This is a genomic window from Burkholderia sp. CCA53, from assembly GCF_001685525.1.
Classification (GTDB): domain Bacteria; phylum Pseudomonadota; class Gammaproteobacteria; order Burkholderiales; family Burkholderiaceae; genus Burkholderia; species Burkholderia multivorans.
In genome coordinates, this window is sequence record NZ_BDDJ01000003.1 from 181,781 (window position 1) to 197,140 (window position 15,360).

The window sequence follows — 15,360 nt, forward strand, 5'->3', positions numbered from 1 at the left end:
ACGAAACATGCTGAATACGTCCACCGTCGCCTGTTCGCCCGCCGAGCGCATTCGCCGCCGCTTCGGCCATTTTCTCCATGCGGCCGAACTCGCGGGGCTGATCGTGATCGGCCTCGCGACGGCGTTCGCGATGGCGCAGGAGGCGTGGAAGGTCGTGCTCGCGGGCGAGGTGTCGCTGACCGACCTGCTGCTGATGTTCCTGTATCTCGAAGTGCTCGCGATGGACGTGCGCTATCTGCGGCTCGGCCGCCTACCGGTGCGCTTTCCGCTGTTCATCGCGATGACGTCGCTCGCGCGCGACCTGATCCTGCGCGGCGCGACCGACAGCCCCGAGCGGATGCTGATGACGACGTTCGGCATCGTGCTGCTCGCGCTCGGCGTGCTGATCCTCAGTTTCGGCCAGCACCGGTATCCGGCCGAAGTCGGCGACGTCGAGGACGATGTGCGTGCGAGCCGGTGATCGACGCACGCGCAAGCTTTCGGTTGGCAAACGGCACGGCGTCGCGGCGCGACGCGCACGACGGAGGCTCCCGCATGACGACAAACCCGAACGACATCGCACGCGCGATCGACTTGCAGCACGCGGCCGAGCAGGCGTATCGGCAGGCGAGCGCTGCGCGCGACGCGGCCGGCGCGCAGCGTGAACCGGCTGCGGCGATGCAGGCTGCGGCCGCACGCGCGTATGTCGACGCCGCGCGCGCCCGCGAACGCGCAACCGGCATCTGAACGCACGCCGGCCGCGCGGCTGCTTCGCGCCGGCCGGCAAGCGCCCGCGCCGAACCGTCGCGCCGCGGCGGGGCGCGCCTTGCAAACGAGGGGGATCGGATGAGCAAGCAACTGATCGTTGCCGTATTCGGCAGCGCGGACCTGGCCCGACGCGCGGCGAACGATTTCGACGCGTTGTCGGAGAAGAACGAAGGATTCACGATCGACAACGGTGTCGTCGTCGAACGCGATGCGGCCGGCAAGCTCGCGGTGCTCGACGCCCAGGCGCGGCCGTTTCGCGGCGGCGCGATCGGCGCGATCGCCGGCGCGCTGCTCGGCCTGCTCGCGGGCCCGCTGGGCGTCGTGACAGGCTTCGCCGCCGGTGCGGGCGCGGGCGTGCTCGCCGATGCGGCGGGCAGCGCGCTGCTCGACGGCCGCTTCGTCGAATCGGTCGCGGCGACGCTCGCACCCGCCAGCGCCGCCGTGATTCTCGAGGCGAAGGAGGCGACGCCGTTCTCGGTCGACAACGTCGTGACGGGATTCGGCGGCAAGGTGATGCGCCACGCGCTCGGCTGAGCACGGCGTCGATGCATGCCGATCGCGAGGAAGCGATGCAGATCGAACAGACATACCGGCGCTTGGACATCTCGGCGCCGCTGTCGCCGCTGCCGGACAACCGCGCGATCGCGGCCGTCGACGTGAGCACCGACGATGCCGAACGCGTCGCCGATCCCGGCACCGGCCGGTGCCTGCAGATTCGCCGATGGGTCGAAGCGCTCGACGCGGCGCAGCTGACGGTCGTCGTCGGCGCATGCAAGGTCGCGATCGACCACGACGCGCACGACGTCGACGACGCGTGAGCGCACGCGTGCGCATCGCGCGGCAACGAAGGCGTCGCGCGGTGCGCCGATCTGTTCATTACACCCGATGAAATTCGCGTCGGCCCGCGAAACTGTCACTTACATTCGCCGAATTGACGCAGTAGGATGCCGATCCTTGTCACGATGGAATCCGCATTGCTACCCGCCTTCACTTACGGTACTGGACGATGCCCGAGCCCGCATGCCGCGGGCCGTGCGCGGCTTTCCGGCCTCGTGCGACGATGCAGGCGCGCGCCGCGCGCCGACGCGGGGCCCGTCCGATCATCGCCGACGAGGCGAGGCGGATGAAGCTCTACGAGAAGTTTGCGAACGACATCGAGAGACTCATTCGGCAAGGCGTGTACCGGCACGGCGATCGTGTGCCGTCGGTGCGGCAGGCAAGCCAGCAGCATCGGATCAGCATCACGACCGTGCTGCATGCGTACCTGCTGCTCGAAAGCCGCGGGTTGCTCGAAAGTCGGCCGCAGTCGGGCTACTTCGTGAACCTGCGCCGCGACGACGCGCATGCGCCGGTACGCGAACTACGTCCGTCGAAGCCGATCGCGATTTCGTCGTCGGTCGACGTGAGCCGGCTCGTGCTGTCGACGCTGCGCTCGATCGGCACGGACGACGCGGTGCCGCTCGGCTCGCCGTATCCGGACCCGAGCCTGTTTCCGTTCGAGAAGCTGAACCGCTACGCGTATGCGGCCGGGCGCGACAAGTCGCTGTGGGGCGTGACCGACGGGCTGCCGCCCGGCCATCCGCGGCTGATCCGGCAGATCGCACGGCGCTACCTCGAAAACGGCATGTCGGTCGATCCGAACGAGATCATCGTGACGGTGGGCGCGACGGAGGCGATCAATCTCTGTCTGCAGGCGGTCGCGAAACCGGGCGACACGATTGCCGTGGAGTCGCCGACGTTCTACGCGATGCTGCATGCGATCGAGCGACTGGGGATGAAGGCGATCGAGGTTGCGACGCATCCGGAATACGGCATCGACATCGCGGCGCTGGCGGCGATCGCGAAATCGCAGCCGATCGCCGCGTGCATGGTGATGCCGAACTTCCAGAACCCGTTGGGCTTTCAGATGCCGGACGAGCGCAAGCGCGAGCTGGTCGAATTCGCGACGCGCGTGAACATGCCGCTGATCGAAAACGGCGTGTACAACGAACTGTATTTCGGCAATGCGCATCCGAGCGCGCTCAAATCGTTCGACCGGGAAGGCATCGTCTTGCATTGCTCGTCGTTCTCGAAGAGCCTGACGGCCGCGTACCGGATCGGATGGGCGCTGCCGGGGCGCTATCGTGAACAGGTCGAGAAACTCAAATTCCTGAACACGCTCGCAACACCGTCGCTGCCGCAACTCGCGATTGCCGAGTTTCTCGAACGCGACGGCTACGAGCATCACCTGCGGCGCTTGCGCAAGGCCTATGCGCAGCAGGCGAACCTGATGCGCGCGATGGTGTCGCGTTTCTTTCCGGAAGGCACGCGCATCTCGAGCCCGGCGGGCGGCTACGTGTTGTGGATCGAGTTGCCCGCGCAAGTCGACGCGATGCGGCTGTATCAGCTCGCGCTCGACGAAGGCATCACGATCGGGCCCGGCTACATGTTCTCGATCACCGACAACTATCGAAACTTCATCCGGCTGAACTACAGCAGCCCGTGGTCGCCGGAAATCGAGCAAGCCGTGATTACGGTCGGCAAGCTCGCGGCCGCGCGCGTCGGCTGAGCGCGCCGCGCGTCACGTGAGCCGGTACGACTGCTCGCCGGTGCCCGCGAGCGTGCCGCCGTCGACGATTAGGTAGGCCTCGCGAATCGGCCGGCGCTCGAACCAGCACTGCAGAATTTCGAGCGTACCGGCCGCGTAGCGCGCCTGCGCGGATAGCGACGTGCCCGAGATATGCGGCGTCATCCCGTTGAACGGCATCGCGCGCCACGGATGATCGGCCGGTGCGGGCTCGGGAAACCACACGTCGCCGCCGTAGCCGGCAAGATGGCCCGAGGCGACCGCACGCACGATCGCGTCGCGATCGACGAGTTTCGCGCGCGCGGTGTTGATCAGATACGCGCCGCGCTTCATGCGCGCGATCATTGCGGCATCGAACAGATGCTCGGTCGACGGATAGAGCGGAATCTGCAGATTCACGATGTCGACCGCGCTCGCGAGCGACGCGACGTCCGCGTGATAGGTCAGCGCGAGTTCGTGTTCGATCGCCGGATCGAGCCGATGCCGCTGCGTATAGTGCAGCGCCAGCCCGAACGGCTTCAGCCGCCGCAGCACCGCGAGCCCGATGCGGCCGGCGCCGACCGTGCCGAAATGCATGCCTTCGATGTCGTAGCTGCGCGATACGCAGTCGGCGATGTTCCAGCCGCCTTGCTGCGCGATCGCGTGCGACGGCAGATAGTTGCGCACGAGCGCAAGCGTCGTCATCACGACATGCTCGGCGACGCTGACGCTGTTCGATCCGGTGACTTCCGCGACGGTGATGCCCGCGCGGGCGGCCGCCGCGAGATCGACGTGATCGGAGCCGATGCCCGCAGTCAGCGCGAGCCGCAGCTTCGGCGCGCGCGCGATCCGCTCGGCGGTCAGATACGCGGGCCAGAACGGCTGCGAAATCACGACGTCCGCTTCCGGCAGCCGGCGCTCGAATTCGGAGTCGGGGCCGTCCTTGTCGCTCGTCACGATCAGCGTATGACCGTGCGCCGCCAGATAGTCGCGCAAGCCGAGCGCGCCCGATACCGAGCCGACGAGTTCGCCCGGCCGAAAACCGGGCGGCCCGGACGGCGTCGGCGCGAGCTGGCCGTCCGCGTAGTGCGTGATGACGGGAATCGTGTCGCGCACGTAGCGCGGCGGATAGCCGTCGACGGGGTCGGGGTACAGCACGCAGAGGACGGTCGCCATCATGCACTCCGGACGCGGGTCGGGACAGCGGCGCGGCAGGCGCGCCGCCGATGCGGCGTGCTGCGCCGCAACGGTGCTGACGTTCTACGCCGGCCGCGCATCGCGCACAAGCTACAGTCGCGTTTGCGTGCGCTGCGGCGCGCGCTGTACCTGTTCTTTTCGTGAAGGACGCCGATAATGGGAGCGTTGACGAACCGTGCGGGAGCGATCCCATGTCTGGAAACGCCTCCTCGGCGCCGCGTTCCGATCTCGCGCAAGGCATCGCGCTCGACGACATCGCGGACGGCGCCATGATCGAAGGCCGCGTCGGCGACGAAGCCGTGCTGCTCGTGCGGCGCGGCGATGCGCTGTTCGCGGTCGGCGCGCAGTGCCCGCATTACGGCGCACCGCTTGCGCAAGGGCTGCTGGTCGGCGACACGCTGCGCTGCCCGTGGCATCACGCGGCCTTCTGTTTGCGTAGCGGCGCACGCTTGCGCGCGCCCGCGCTCGACGGACTCAAATGCTGGCGCGTCGAACGTCGCGACGGCCGCGCGGTCGTCGTCGATGCGCGCGCGTCGGCACCGTCGCCCGCGCCGATCGAGGCGCCCGAGTCGATCGTCATCGTCGGCGGCGGGGCGGCCGCGATCTCGGCCGCGGTCACGCTGCGCGACGAAGGCTACACGCGCGCGATCACGCTGCTCAGCGCCGACGACGAACCGCCGTACGATCGCCCGAACCTGTCGAAGGACTATCTGGCCGGCACGGCCGAGGCCGACTGGCTGCCGCTGCGCGCGCCGTCGTTCTACACGGACAGGAAGATCGACCTGCGCTGCGGCACGCGCGTCGCACGCATCGATGCCGCGCAGCGTGCGGTCGAGCTCGCGGACGGCAGCCGGCTCGGCTACGGTGCGCTGCTGCTCGCGACGGGCGCCGTACCGAACCGGCTGACGGTGCCGGGCGCCGATTTGCCGCACGTGTGCGTGCTGCGTTCGCGCGCGGACTGCGATGCGCTGATCGCGCGGCTTGCGACCGCGCGCCGCTGCGTGGTCGTCGGCGCAAGCTTCATCGGGCTCGAGGCGGCCGCCGCGCTGCGCACGCGCAAGCTCGACGTGCACGTCGTCGCGCCCGGTTCGCATCCGATGGCGCACGTGCTCGGCGACGCGCTCGGCGATGCGGTGCGCGCGCTGCACGAGTCGCACGGCGTCGTGTTTCATCTCGGCGCGACGCTCGCGCGGATCGAGCACGATCGCGTGACGCTGTCGACCGGCGACGTGCTGCCTTCCGATCTCGTCGTGGTCGGCATCGGCGTTCAGCCGGACGTCGCGCTTGCGCAGGACGCGGGCCTCGAGGTCGACCGCGGCGTCAGCGTCGACCGCTATCTGCAGACGAGCGCGCCCGGCATCTATGCGGCCGGCGATATCGCGCGCTGGCCCGATCCGCTGACGGGCGAGCGCATTCGCGTCGAGCACTGGGTCGTCGCGCAACGGCAGGGCAGCACGGCCGCGCACAACATGCTCGGCCGGCAACGGCCGTTCGATGCGGTGCCGTTCTTCTGGACGCAGCACTACGACATGACGATTCGCTATGTCGGCCATGCGGAGCACTGGGATCGCGTCGAAATCGAAGGCGACCTGCGCGCGCACGACGGCTCGGTCAGCTACTGGCGCGGCGATGTGCGGCTCGCGGTCGCGACGATCGGCCGCGATCTCGATTGTCTGCGTGCGGAGGCGGCGCTCGAAACGCAGATCGCCGGCGGATGACGGCGAAGGCCGTGCGCAGGCGGCGCCATCGCGCGCGTCCGGCACGGCATCGGTCTTGACGCAAACGGCTTCGGCAACGTTGCGTACGCAACGAATGCGCGAGCCTGACGGGAAACGGAATGGACAAGTATCTGGTCGACGCACTGCTCAACGCGATCGCCGAGCGCAACATCGGTCATCGGATCGTCGATCGCGACACTGCGGGCTCGACGTCGGTCGAGCTGACGCTGGACGACGTATCGCGGCTGATGCGCGACGCGTTCGATGCGGGCCGCTGCGTGCGTGCGCCCGCGCGGCCCGGCGGCGAACGATGAGCGCGTCGCGCTCAGCGGTCGTGCGTCTTCAGCATGATGCGCCCCTGGTCGAGGCCGCCGCGCAGCGCCTCGTCGCAGGTGAGCCATTCGGGCGTGACGAGCTCGGGCGCCGGCAGGTCGACCGGTGCGCCGTCGCGGAAGATCCGCACGTGCGCGACCCACGCGCCGCGTTCGTTGCGCGTCGCCTCGACGCGAATCTCGTGACCCATGAACATTTCGCTGGCGTGCATCGTTCGAAACCCTCCATCGATCGTGATCGTCGCTTCGGTGCGACGATCGTACCAGCGCCGCGCGCACGTTGCATCCGAAGCCGATGACGACCATCCTCCGATGGGCGAGGCGGACCGCCGTTGCGGCGGTCGCGATGCAGGCGTGCCCCGCCGGCCTGCCGCCTGCGGCGCGACGCACCTCCAGCCGGAGTTGCCGATGAATACGCTGATTGCATTGTCCTACCCCGATCTCGACACGGCGCATCGCGCGCTCGCGGCGCTCGCCGCGCTGCGCGACGCGCAGACGGTGGCGCTCTCGGGCGTCGTGCTCGTCGAATGTGCGCGCGACGGTAGCCGGACCGCGCACGCGGCCGATCCTGCACGCGTGTCGCACGGTTCGCTGCTCGCCGACGCGTTCGCGCGCATCGACGCATCGCTCGATGCGCTGCGCGATCGGCCGGTCGACGATGCGCTGATCGGGCGCGTCGCGCGCAAGGTGCGCGCGGGCACCGTGACGCTCGCCTTCGCGGTCACGCAACTGGACGTCGTCCGGCTCGGCGCCGCACTCGCGCCCTTCGGCGGTGACGTGCTCGACACGACGCTGTCGCTCGACGACGAGCTGAAGCTCGTCGAGGCGATCTCGAAGGCGCGCGACGGCGCGGCCGACGCCGAGCCCGATTGACGGCCGGCGTCCGCCGCCGCAGCGGGACGGCCGAACGTCCCAGCCAGCGACCGCGCCCACCGTCGCTACCAAAGTGGCCTTATAACCTGACGACAAGTGGCTATTCGCCATAAAGCCAGTGTGCTCTAGAGTTCGCTCGACATCCATACGACGAGCGAGGACGAACATGACGCGCGTGAAGGTCGATTCATCGAGCGGCGGCAGCGCATGCCGGCCGGCAGGAGGCGACGATGCATGATGCTGCCGCCGGCCCGTTCAGGCACGACACGCTGTTTTCCGTCGCATCGCCGCGCATCGGAATCGACGAAGCGGAGGCGCTGGCGGCCGACGCGTTCGGCATCGTCGGCACGGCAAGCGCGCTGGCGAGCGAACGCGACCAGAACTTCCGCATCGACGCGGTCGATGGCGCATCGTACGTGCTGAAGCTCACGCATCCGGCCGAGCAGGCGGGTGTGACGGAGTTCCAGACGTTTGCGCAGCTGCAGGTGATCGAGGCCGACGCGACGCTGCCGGTGCCGCGGCTGATGCGCGACCGGTCGGGCCGTTACATTCACTGGCGCGCCGTCGCGGGCGAGCACGCGCGCCAGGCGGTGCGGATGATCACGTTCGCGCCCGGCATTCCGCTGCATCGCGTCGAGCGTTCGCGCCGGCAGCGCCGCGCGCTCGGCACCGCGCTCGGCCGCTTCGATCGCGCGCTGCGCGGCTTCACGCACGCGCATGCGGGGCACCGGCTGCTGTGGGACATCCAGCATCTGTCGCAGCTGCGGCCGCTGCTCGACTATGTCGACGGCGGCGAGCGGCGCGCGCTCGCGCGCCATCTGCTCGACCGCCACGATGTGCACACCGCGCGCCGCATGACGACGCTGCGGCGTCAGGTGATTCACAACGATCTGAACCCGTACAACGTGCTCGTCGACGAGACCGACACCGACCGCATCACCGCGATTCTCGATTTCGGCGACATGGTGCACGCGCCGCTCGTCAACGAGCTGGCGGTCGCATCGTCGTATCAGCTTGCCGACACGCCGAATCCGCTCGAGACGGCCGTCGACTGCATCTGCGCGTACCACCGCGAGAACCCGCTGAGCGGCGACGAACTGGCGGTGTTGCCGGAGCTGATCGTCGCGCGGCTGCTGATGACGGTGCTGATCACCGGCTGGCGCGCGCGCGAGCATCCCGAGAACAGCGCCTACATCCTGCGCAACAACGCGCTGTCGTGGACGGGCCTGCACCGGCTCGCCGCGCTGCCCGACGGCGACGCGGCGCGCATCATCGGCGACGCGATCCGCCACGAACAGGAGAATCGTCATGCGCAGTGATCCGGCGATGCTGAATGCGTTCGACCCGCAGCGCGCATCGGCGCTCGACGCGCTGGCGCGTGAGCTCGTCGAGCGGCGTGCGCGCGTGCTCGGGCCCGCGTACCGGCTGTTCTACGAAACGCCGCTGCACATCGTGCGCGGCGAAGGCGTGTGGCTCTACGACAGCGCCGGCCGCGCGTATCTCGACGCGTACAACAACGTGGCGTCGATCGGCCATTGCCGGCCTGAAGTCGTCGAGGCAATCGCGAAGCAGGCGAGCACGCTGAACACGCACACGCGCTATCTGCACGACGGCATACTCGATTACGCGGAACGGCTGCTGCGCACGATGCCCGACGCGCTGTCGCAGGCGATGTTCACCTGCACGGGCAGCGAGGCGAACGATCTCGCGCTGCGCATCGCGAAGCAGTACACGGGCGGCACCGGCGTGATCGTCACGCAGCTCGCCTATCACGGCGTGACGGCCGCGATCGCCGAGATCTCGCCGTCGCTAGGCCGGCACGTGCCGCTCGGCCTGCACGTGCGCGCGGTCGCGCCGCCCGACACGTATCGCGGCGACGACGCCGACGTCGGTGCGCGGTTCGCACGCGACGTGCAGCGCGCGATCGACGACCTCGTGCGGCACGGCGTGCGGCCCGCCGCGCTGATCGTCGACACGCTGTTCACGAGCGACGGCGTGTTCGCCGATCCGCGCGGTTTTCTGCAGGGTGCGGTCGCGGCGATCCGGCAGGCCGGCGGCGTCTTCATCGCGGACGAAGTGCAGGCCGGCTTCGCGCGTACCGGCTCGAAGATGTGGGGCTTCGAGCGGCACGATGTGGTTCCGGATCTGGTGACGATGGGCAAGCCGATGGGCAACGGTCATCCGATCGCCGGTCTTGCCGCACGCGCCGAGGTGCTCGAGCGGTTCGGCAAGGACACGCGCTATTTCAATACGTTCGGCGGCAATCCGGTGTCGTGCGCGGCGGCGGCCGCGACGCTCGACGTGATCGTCAACGACGGTCTGCAGGCGAACGCGAGCCGGATCGGCGCGTATCTGCGCGAAGGGTTCCGCACGCTCGCGCGCAAGCACGACCTGATCGGCGACGTGCGCGGCGACGGGTTGTTCCTCGGCGTCGAGCTCGTGCGCGACCGCCACGCGAAGACGCCGGCCGAAGACGAGACGCAGCGCGTCGTCAATCTGATGCGCGAGCGCGGCGTGCTGATCAGCGCGACCGGCGTGCGCGGCAACGTGCTGAAGATCCGTCCGCTGCTGCCGTTTACGCAGGAACACGCGGATCTGCTGCTCGCGGCCGCCGACGGCGCGCTCGCCGCCCTGTGACGGTTCGCGCGCAGCCGCGGCTACGTCGCCTCGAGCGTGCGCGCATACGCGCGCCCGAGCCGCTTCACGCCATCGCCGATCGCGCTTTGCGCGACGCCGCCGTAGCCGAGCACGATGCTGCGATCGGCGAGCGCGTGCGGCGCGACGAAATGCGGCCGGCCGAGAATCAGACCGTCCGCGCGCGCGACGTCGGTCAGCGCACGCGTCGACACGTCCGCATCGAAGCTCGCGAACAGATGCAGTCCCGCGCGCGCGTCCGACAGCCGGATCGTGCTGCCGAATTCCGCATGCAGCGCGTCGCGCAGCAACTGCTGACGCTGCGCGTATTCGATCCGCATCCGCCGCACGTGCTGCGCGAAGTGGCCGTCGTCGATGAAGTCGGCGAGCGCGGCCTGGATGTGCAGCTGGCCGGGGCGGTACAGCTTCGCGCAGGCCTTCGCGAACGTGTCGGCCAGATGCGCGGGCACGACCAGATAGGCGATGCGCACGCCCGGATACATCGCCTTGCTGAACGTGCCGCCGTAAATCACGCGCGCGTCGCTGTCGAGTCCTTGAAGCGACGGCAGCGGCATGCCGTCGTAGCGGAATTCGCTGTCGTAGTCGTCTTCCATCACCCACAGGTTCCGCGTGCGTGCGCTCTGCAGCAGTTCGAGCCGGCGCGACAGCGGCATCACGGCGCCGGTCGGATACTGGTGCGACGGGCTCGTCACGACCAGCCGCGCGCGCGCCGGCGTATCGATGTCGTTCAGCGACAGGCCGGCCGCATCGATCGCGCTCGCGACGAGCTCGAGGCCGGCGGCCGACAGCACGGTCGGGAACGCCCAGTGACACGGGTTCTCGACGATCGCGACGTCGCCGGGATCGGCGAGCAGCCGCGCGCAGAGATCGATCGACTGATGCGTGCCGGACGTGATGATGACCTGCTCGGGCTCGCAGACGACCGAGCGCGAGATCTTCAGGTAGCGCGCGACCGCGGCGCGCAGCGGCGCGTAGCCGCCGTCGAGCGCGTAGCCGGACAGCGACAGGTCGCCCTTGCCGATATGCCGCGCGATCAGCCGGCGCCATACGTGGAACGGGAACATCGGCGTGTCGGCGACGCCGGGCACGAACGGGCCGTAGCTTTGCGTGACGCCGCCCGGCAGCCGGTCGAGCATCGCGCCGCGCTGCGACAGCGTCATCGAATGGCGCGTATGCACGATTTCGCCGGGGCCGCTCAGCGGCCGCGGGCTCGTCGGCGCGACGAACGTGCCGCTGCCGGTGCGCGCGACGAGATAGTTCTCGGCGATCAGTCGATCGTAGGCGAGCGAGACGGTGATCCGGGAAATGCCGAGTTCCTGCGCGAGCGTGCGCGACGACGGCAGTTTCTGCCCCGCGGCGAGCGTATGATCCAGCACACCGCGCCGCACGACGTCGTAGATCCGGTGCTGCAGCGTATCGCTGCCGCCATCGGACAATGCGCGCGCCAACAGGTCGGTCAACAGGACGGCTCGCATGAAATGGCATTATCATCGAGTGCGATTTGGCTATACAGGCTATAGCCATTGATTGCTATAGTCAATTCACGCGCGCGGGGTAACCGGCGGCCGCCGAATACGTAGAACGAGAACGGCGCCGGCATGCGCGCGATGCATCGGATGCGGCTTCGCAGGAGACCAACAGAATGAAGGCCGATGATGTGATCGTCAGTTTTCGCGGCGTGCGAAAGACCTACGACGGCGAGACGCTCGTCGTCAAATCGCTGGATCTCGACATTCGCCGCGGCGAATTCCTGACGCTGCTCGGGCCGTCCGGCTCGGGCAAGACCACGTGCCTGATGATGCTGGCGGGCTTCGAATTCCCGACCGGCGGCGAAATCCGCCTCGACGGCGAGCTGCTCAATCACGTGCCGCCGCACAAGCGCAACATCGGCATGGTGTTCCAGAACTACGCGCTGTTTCCGCATCTGACGGTCGAGCAGAACGTCGCCTATCCGCTGACGGTGCGCAAGCTGCCGGCGGGCGAGCGCGCCGAGCGTGTCGCGCATGCGCTGAAGATGGTGCAGATGGAGCGCTTCGCGAAGCGCTATCCGGCGCAGCTGTCCGGCGGCCAGCAGCAGCGCATTGCGCTCGCGCGTGCGCTGGTGTTCGAGCCGAAGCTCGTGCTGATGGACGAACCGCTCGGCGCGCTCGACAAGCAGCTGCGCGAGCACATGCAGTACGAACTGAAGGCGCTGCACGAGAAGCTCGGCGTGACGTTCGTCTACGTGACGCACGACCAGGGCGAGGCGCTGACGATGTCGGACCGCGTGGCGGTATTCGACAAGGGCATCGTGCAGCAGCTCGACACGGTGGACCGGCTCTACGAATCGCCGTGCAACGAATTCGTCGCGAACTTCATCGGCGACAGCAACCGGCTGCGCGGCACGATCGAGCGCGTCGACGGCGAGTTCTGCGAGCTGCGGCTCGGCGACGGCACGCGCCTCGTCGGGCGCAACGTCGCGAATGCCGCGCCCGGCGCAGCCGCGATCGCGTGCATCCGTCCGGAACGCATGCGTCTTTCCCGCGCGCCGGAACCGCCGGCCCCGCACGACGTCGCCGCGAATCGCGTCGCGGGCGAAGCGCTCGGGCTGATTTATTTCGGCGATCATGTGCGCATGCGTTGCGCCGTGCCCGGACAAGGCGAGTGCTTCGTCAAGGTGCCGCTCGGCACCGAAGCGCTCGACAACTTTTTCCCCGGCGCGCCGGTTTCGCTGTCGTTCGCGCCCGCGCATCTGCGCGTGTTCGCGTAACGCCGGCGCGGCCGCCGGTTTCCCCGCAGTCTGTCAGTTGTCGTCGATCACCACCACTACGCATTTTCACCGCGACCGGAGAGGAACCACCATGAATCGAACCCGCTTTACCGCACGCCGCATTGCCGTTGCGCTGACGTTGGCCGCATTCGGCGCGTCGGCGTCCGCTGCCGAACTGACGGTCGTCAACTTCGGCGGCGCGAACGGCGATGCGCAGAAGGCCGCTTTCAACCAGCCGTTCGAGAAGGCGACCGGCAACAAGGTCACCGCCGTCGAATACAACGGCGAGCAGGCGAAGGTGAAGGCGATGGTCGAGGCGAAGCACGTGAGTTGGGACGTCGTCGACGTCGAGTCCGGCGACGTCGGCCGCGGCTGCGACGAAGGCCTTTACGAGAAGCTCGACTGGTCGAAGATCGCGAAGAAGACCGATCTGATTCCCGAGGCGTACCAGACCTGCGGCGCGGGCATTTTCGTCTGGTCGACGGTGCTGTCGTACAACGCCGACAAGCTGAAGACCGCACCGGCGAGCTGGGCCGATTTCTGGGACGTGAAGAAATTCCCCGGCAAGCGTGCGATGCGCAAGGGTGCACGCTACAACCTCGAGTTCGCGCTGATGGCCGACGGCGTCGCGCCGAAGGACGTGTACAAGGTGCTGAACACGAAGGCCGGACAGGATCGTGCGTTCAAGAAGCTCGACGAGCTGAAGCCGAACATCCAGTGGTGGGAGGCGGGCGCACAGCCGCCGCAGTTCCTCGTTGCCGGCGACGTCGTGATGTCGACCGCGTTCAGCGGCCGCATCGACGCGGCGCGCAAGGAAGGCAAGAACCTGAAGATCGTGTGGAACGGCAGCATCTACGATCTCGACTACTGGGCGATTCCGAAGGGTTCGCCGAACAAGGCGCTCGCCGAGCAGTTCATCGCCTACACGCTGACGCCGAAGCCGCAGCAGGCATATGCACAGCACATCGCGTACGGCCCGGTGAACCTCGCCGCGATCAAGTCGCTCGACGCGAAGACGCTCGCGAATCTGCCGAATTCGCCGGCCAACGGCAAGAACGCCGTGCTGCAGGACATCGGCTTCTGGACCGACCACGGCGACGAGCTCGAGCAGCGCTTCGCCGCGTGGGCGTCGAAGTGAGTCCGCAGTGCGCGGGCGCGTGCGCGTCCAGGCACTGACGTTGTCCGCCGTGCGATGCAGCGGTACGCATCGCGCGGCTTTCCGCCGGACCGCGAGTCGCGGTTCGCGGTCCGGTCCGGAGACACCTCCGTTGAACACGATGACGATCGCTTCTTCCCCGACGTCGACGGCCGCGCTCAAGCGTGAACTGAAAGCCGCCGAAGCGCGCAAGCGCACGATGGCGCTGCTGCTGATCGCGCCGCTCGCGATCTTCCTGCTGCTGGTGTTCGTCGTGCCGATCGGCACGCTGCTCACGCGCGCGGTGCAGAACCCCGAGATCGCCGCCGCGCTGCCGAACACGGTCGCCGCGCTGTCGAAGTGGGATCGCAAGACGCCGCCCGCCGACGCCGCTTACGCGGCGCTCGCCACCGACATGACGAAGGTCGCCGACAGCGACGCGATGGGTGCGCTCGCACGGCGGCTGAACACCGAGATTCCCGGCTATCGCTCGCTCGTCGCGAAAACGGCGCGCGCGATGCCGCTGAAAAGCGACGATGGCGCGGCGCTGACGCCGGCCGGCACGCGCAGCAAACTGATCGAACTCGATGCGCGCTGGGGCGAGATCGCCTACTGGCAGGCCATCGCCAAAAACGGCAGCGCCTATTCGCCGTTCTATTTGCTGGCCGCGCTCGATCACAAGCAGGACGGCTTCGGTAACATCGTGCACGCCGATCCGGATCAGTCGATCTATCTGGCGATCTTCGGCCGCACGTTCGTGATCGGCATTGCCGTGACGCTGTTCGCGCTGCTGCTCGGCTATCCGCTCGCCTACTGGATCTCGACGCTGTCGGAGCGGCGCGCGAACCTGGCGATGATCCTCGTGCTGATTCCGTTCTGGACCTCGGTGCTCGTGCGCGTGGCCGCGTGGATCGTGCTGCTGCAGAACGAAGGGCTGATCAACAAGGCGCTGATCGGCAGCGGCCTGATCGCGCATCCGCTCGCGCTGCTGTTCAATCGCGTGGGCGTCTATATCTCGATGACGCACATCCTGCTGCCGTTCATGATCCTGCCGCTGTACAGCGTGATGAAGTCGATTCCGCCGACCTACCAGCGCGCGGCCGTCTCGCTCGGCAGCCATCCGTTCGCGGCGTTCTGGCGCGTGTACGTGCCGCAGACGTATCCGGGCGTCGGCGCGGGCGCGCTGCTTGTGTTCATCCTCGCGATCGGCTACTACATCACGCCGGCGCTGCTCGGCGGCCCGAACGATCAGATGGTGAGCTACTACGTCGCGTACTTCACGAACGTGACGATCAATTGGGGGATGGCGTGCGCGCTCGGCGGGCTGCTGCTCGCGGCGACGCTCGTGCTGTATGCGGTGTACGGGCGCTTCACGCGCACCAACGTGAGCCTCGGCTGAGCGCGGGCCG

At 68.3% G+C, this 15,360-nt stretch carries 16 protein-coding genes; 13 read left to right on the plus strand and 3 right to left on the minus strand.

Features of this window, described 5'->3' with window-relative positions; genetic code table 11:
• Positions 1 to 7 precede the first annotated feature (7 nt).
• The 5 genes from BCR55_RS27545 to BCR55_RS27565 all read left to right on the plus strand — a co-directional run bounded on the left by BCR55_RS27545 (position 8) and on the right by BCR55_RS27565 (position 3,295).
• Positions 8 to 460 carry a phosphate-starvation-inducible protein PsiE gene (locus BCR55_RS27545; RefSeq protein WP_035957035.1) on the plus strand — a complete coding sequence of 151 codons (453 nt, stop codon included), beginning with the start codon at positions 8 to 10 and terminating at the stop codon, positions 458 to 460.
• A gap of 74 nt (positions 461 to 534) precedes the next feature.
• On the plus strand, positions 535 to 726 hold the full coding sequence (locus tag BCR55_RS27550; RefSeq protein ID WP_053298954.1) for a hypothetical protein: 192 nt from the start codon (positions 535 to 537) through the stop codon (positions 724 to 726).
• Positions 727 to 825: 99 nt separating this feature from the next.
• Complete coding sequence (locus tag BCR55_RS27555; protein ID WP_045592817.1) at positions 826 to 1,281, plus strand: DUF1269 domain-containing protein; 456 nt, start codon at positions 826 to 828, stop codon at positions 1,279 to 1,281.
• 11 nt (positions 1,282 to 1,292) lie between these two features.
• Positions 1,293 to 1,565: a hypothetical protein gene (locus BCR55_RS27560; RefSeq protein WP_006407390.1), complete on the plus strand. Its 273-nt coding sequence runs from the start codon at positions 1,293 to 1,295 to the stop codon at positions 1,563 to 1,565.
• Between the two features lie 305 nt (positions 1,566 to 1,870).
• Positions 1,871 to 3,295 (plus strand): PLP-dependent aminotransferase family protein, encoded by a 1,425-nt coding sequence (locus tag BCR55_RS27565; RefSeq protein WP_006407392.1) that lies wholly within the window; start codon positions 1,871 to 1,873, stop codon positions 3,293 to 3,295.
• A gap of 12 nt (positions 3,296 to 3,307) precedes the next feature.
• Here BCR55_RS27565 and BCR55_RS27570 read toward each other — a convergent pair whose 3' ends face one another.
• Positions 3,308 to 4,468 carry an NAD-dependent formate dehydrogenase gene (locus BCR55_RS27570; RefSeq protein WP_006407393.1) on the minus strand — a complete coding sequence of 387 codons (1,161 nt, stop codon included), beginning with the start codon at positions 4,466 to 4,468 and terminating at the stop codon, positions 3,308 to 3,310.
• Between the two features lie 212 nt (positions 4,469 to 4,680).
• On the opposite strand from BCR55_RS27570, the gene BCR55_RS27575 reads away from it, so the two are divergent.
• Positions 4,681 to 6,207 (plus strand): FAD-dependent oxidoreductase, encoded by a 1,527-nt coding sequence (locus BCR55_RS27575; protein WP_006407395.1) that lies wholly within the window; start codon positions 4,681 to 4,683, stop codon positions 6,205 to 6,207.
• 119 nt (positions 6,208 to 6,326) lie between these two features.
• Positions 6,327 to 6,521, plus strand: a complete 195-nt coding sequence (locus tag BCR55_RS27580) for a hypothetical protein (protein ID WP_006398878.1) — start codon at positions 6,327 to 6,329, stop codon at positions 6,519 to 6,521.
• Positions 6,522 to 6,532: 11 nt separating this feature from the next.
• Here the strand turns inward: BCR55_RS27580 and BCR55_RS27585 are convergent, their stop codons facing one another.
• Positions 6,533 to 6,751, minus strand: a complete 219-nt coding sequence (locus BCR55_RS27585; protein ID WP_006398879.1) for a DUF6566 family protein — start codon at positions 6,749 to 6,751, stop codon at positions 6,533 to 6,535.
• Positions 6,752 to 6,947: 196 nt separating this feature from the next.
• Between BCR55_RS27585 and BCR55_RS27590 the strand changes: the two genes are divergently transcribed.
• The 3 genes from BCR55_RS27590 to BCR55_RS27600 all read left to right on the plus strand — a co-directional run bounded on the left by BCR55_RS27590 (position 6,948) and on the right by BCR55_RS27600 (position 10,049).
• Positions 6,948 to 7,412: a DUF1269 domain-containing protein gene (locus BCR55_RS27590; RefSeq protein WP_012217858.1), complete on the plus strand. Its 465-nt coding sequence runs from the start codon at positions 6,948 to 6,950 to the stop codon at positions 7,410 to 7,412.
• 230 nt (positions 7,413 to 7,642) lie between these two features.
• Positions 7,643 to 8,731, plus strand: coding sequence for a phosphotransferase (locus BCR55_RS27595; RefSeq protein WP_065496950.1), 1,089 nt, complete (start codon positions 7,643 to 7,645; stop codon positions 8,729 to 8,731).
• Positions 8,721 to 10,049, plus strand: a complete 1,329-nt coding sequence (locus tag BCR55_RS27600) for an aspartate aminotransferase family protein (protein ID WP_065496954.1) — start codon at positions 8,721 to 8,723, stop codon at positions 10,047 to 10,049. Before BCR55_RS27595 ends, BCR55_RS27600 begins: the two co-directional genes overlap by 11 nt.
• A 20-nt stretch (positions 10,050 to 10,069) precedes the next feature.
• Here the strand turns inward: BCR55_RS27600 and BCR55_RS27605 are convergent, their stop codons facing one another.
• The gene (locus BCR55_RS27605; RefSeq protein WP_006407401.1) at positions 10,070 to 11,542 is read right to left on the minus strand and encodes a PLP-dependent aminotransferase family protein; all 1,473 of its coding nucleotides are present in this window, start codon (positions 11,540 to 11,542) and stop codon (positions 10,070 to 10,072) included.
• 167 nt (positions 11,543 to 11,709) lie between these two features.
• Between BCR55_RS27605 and BCR55_RS27610 the strand changes: the two genes are divergently transcribed.
• The 3 genes from BCR55_RS27610 to BCR55_RS27620 all read left to right on the plus strand — a co-directional run bounded on the left by BCR55_RS27610 (position 11,710) and on the right by BCR55_RS27620 (position 15,350).
• Positions 11,710 to 12,816: an ABC transporter ATP-binding protein gene (locus BCR55_RS27610; RefSeq protein ID WP_065496958.1), complete on the plus strand. Its 1,107-nt coding sequence runs from the start codon at positions 11,710 to 11,712 to the stop codon at positions 12,814 to 12,816.
• 91 nt (positions 12,817 to 12,907) lie between these two features.
• On the plus strand, positions 12,908 to 13,954 hold the full coding sequence (locus tag BCR55_RS27615) for an ABC transporter substrate-binding protein (protein ID WP_006398886.1): 1,047 nt from the start codon (positions 12,908 to 12,910) through the stop codon (positions 13,952 to 13,954).
• Between the two features lie 130 nt (positions 13,955 to 14,084).
• The gene (locus tag BCR55_RS27620; RefSeq protein ID WP_065496960.1) at positions 14,085 to 15,350 is read left to right on the plus strand and encodes an ABC transporter permease; all 1,266 of its coding nucleotides are present in this window, start codon (positions 14,085 to 14,087) and stop codon (positions 15,348 to 15,350) included.
• Positions 15,351 to 15,360 lie beyond the last annotated feature (10 nt).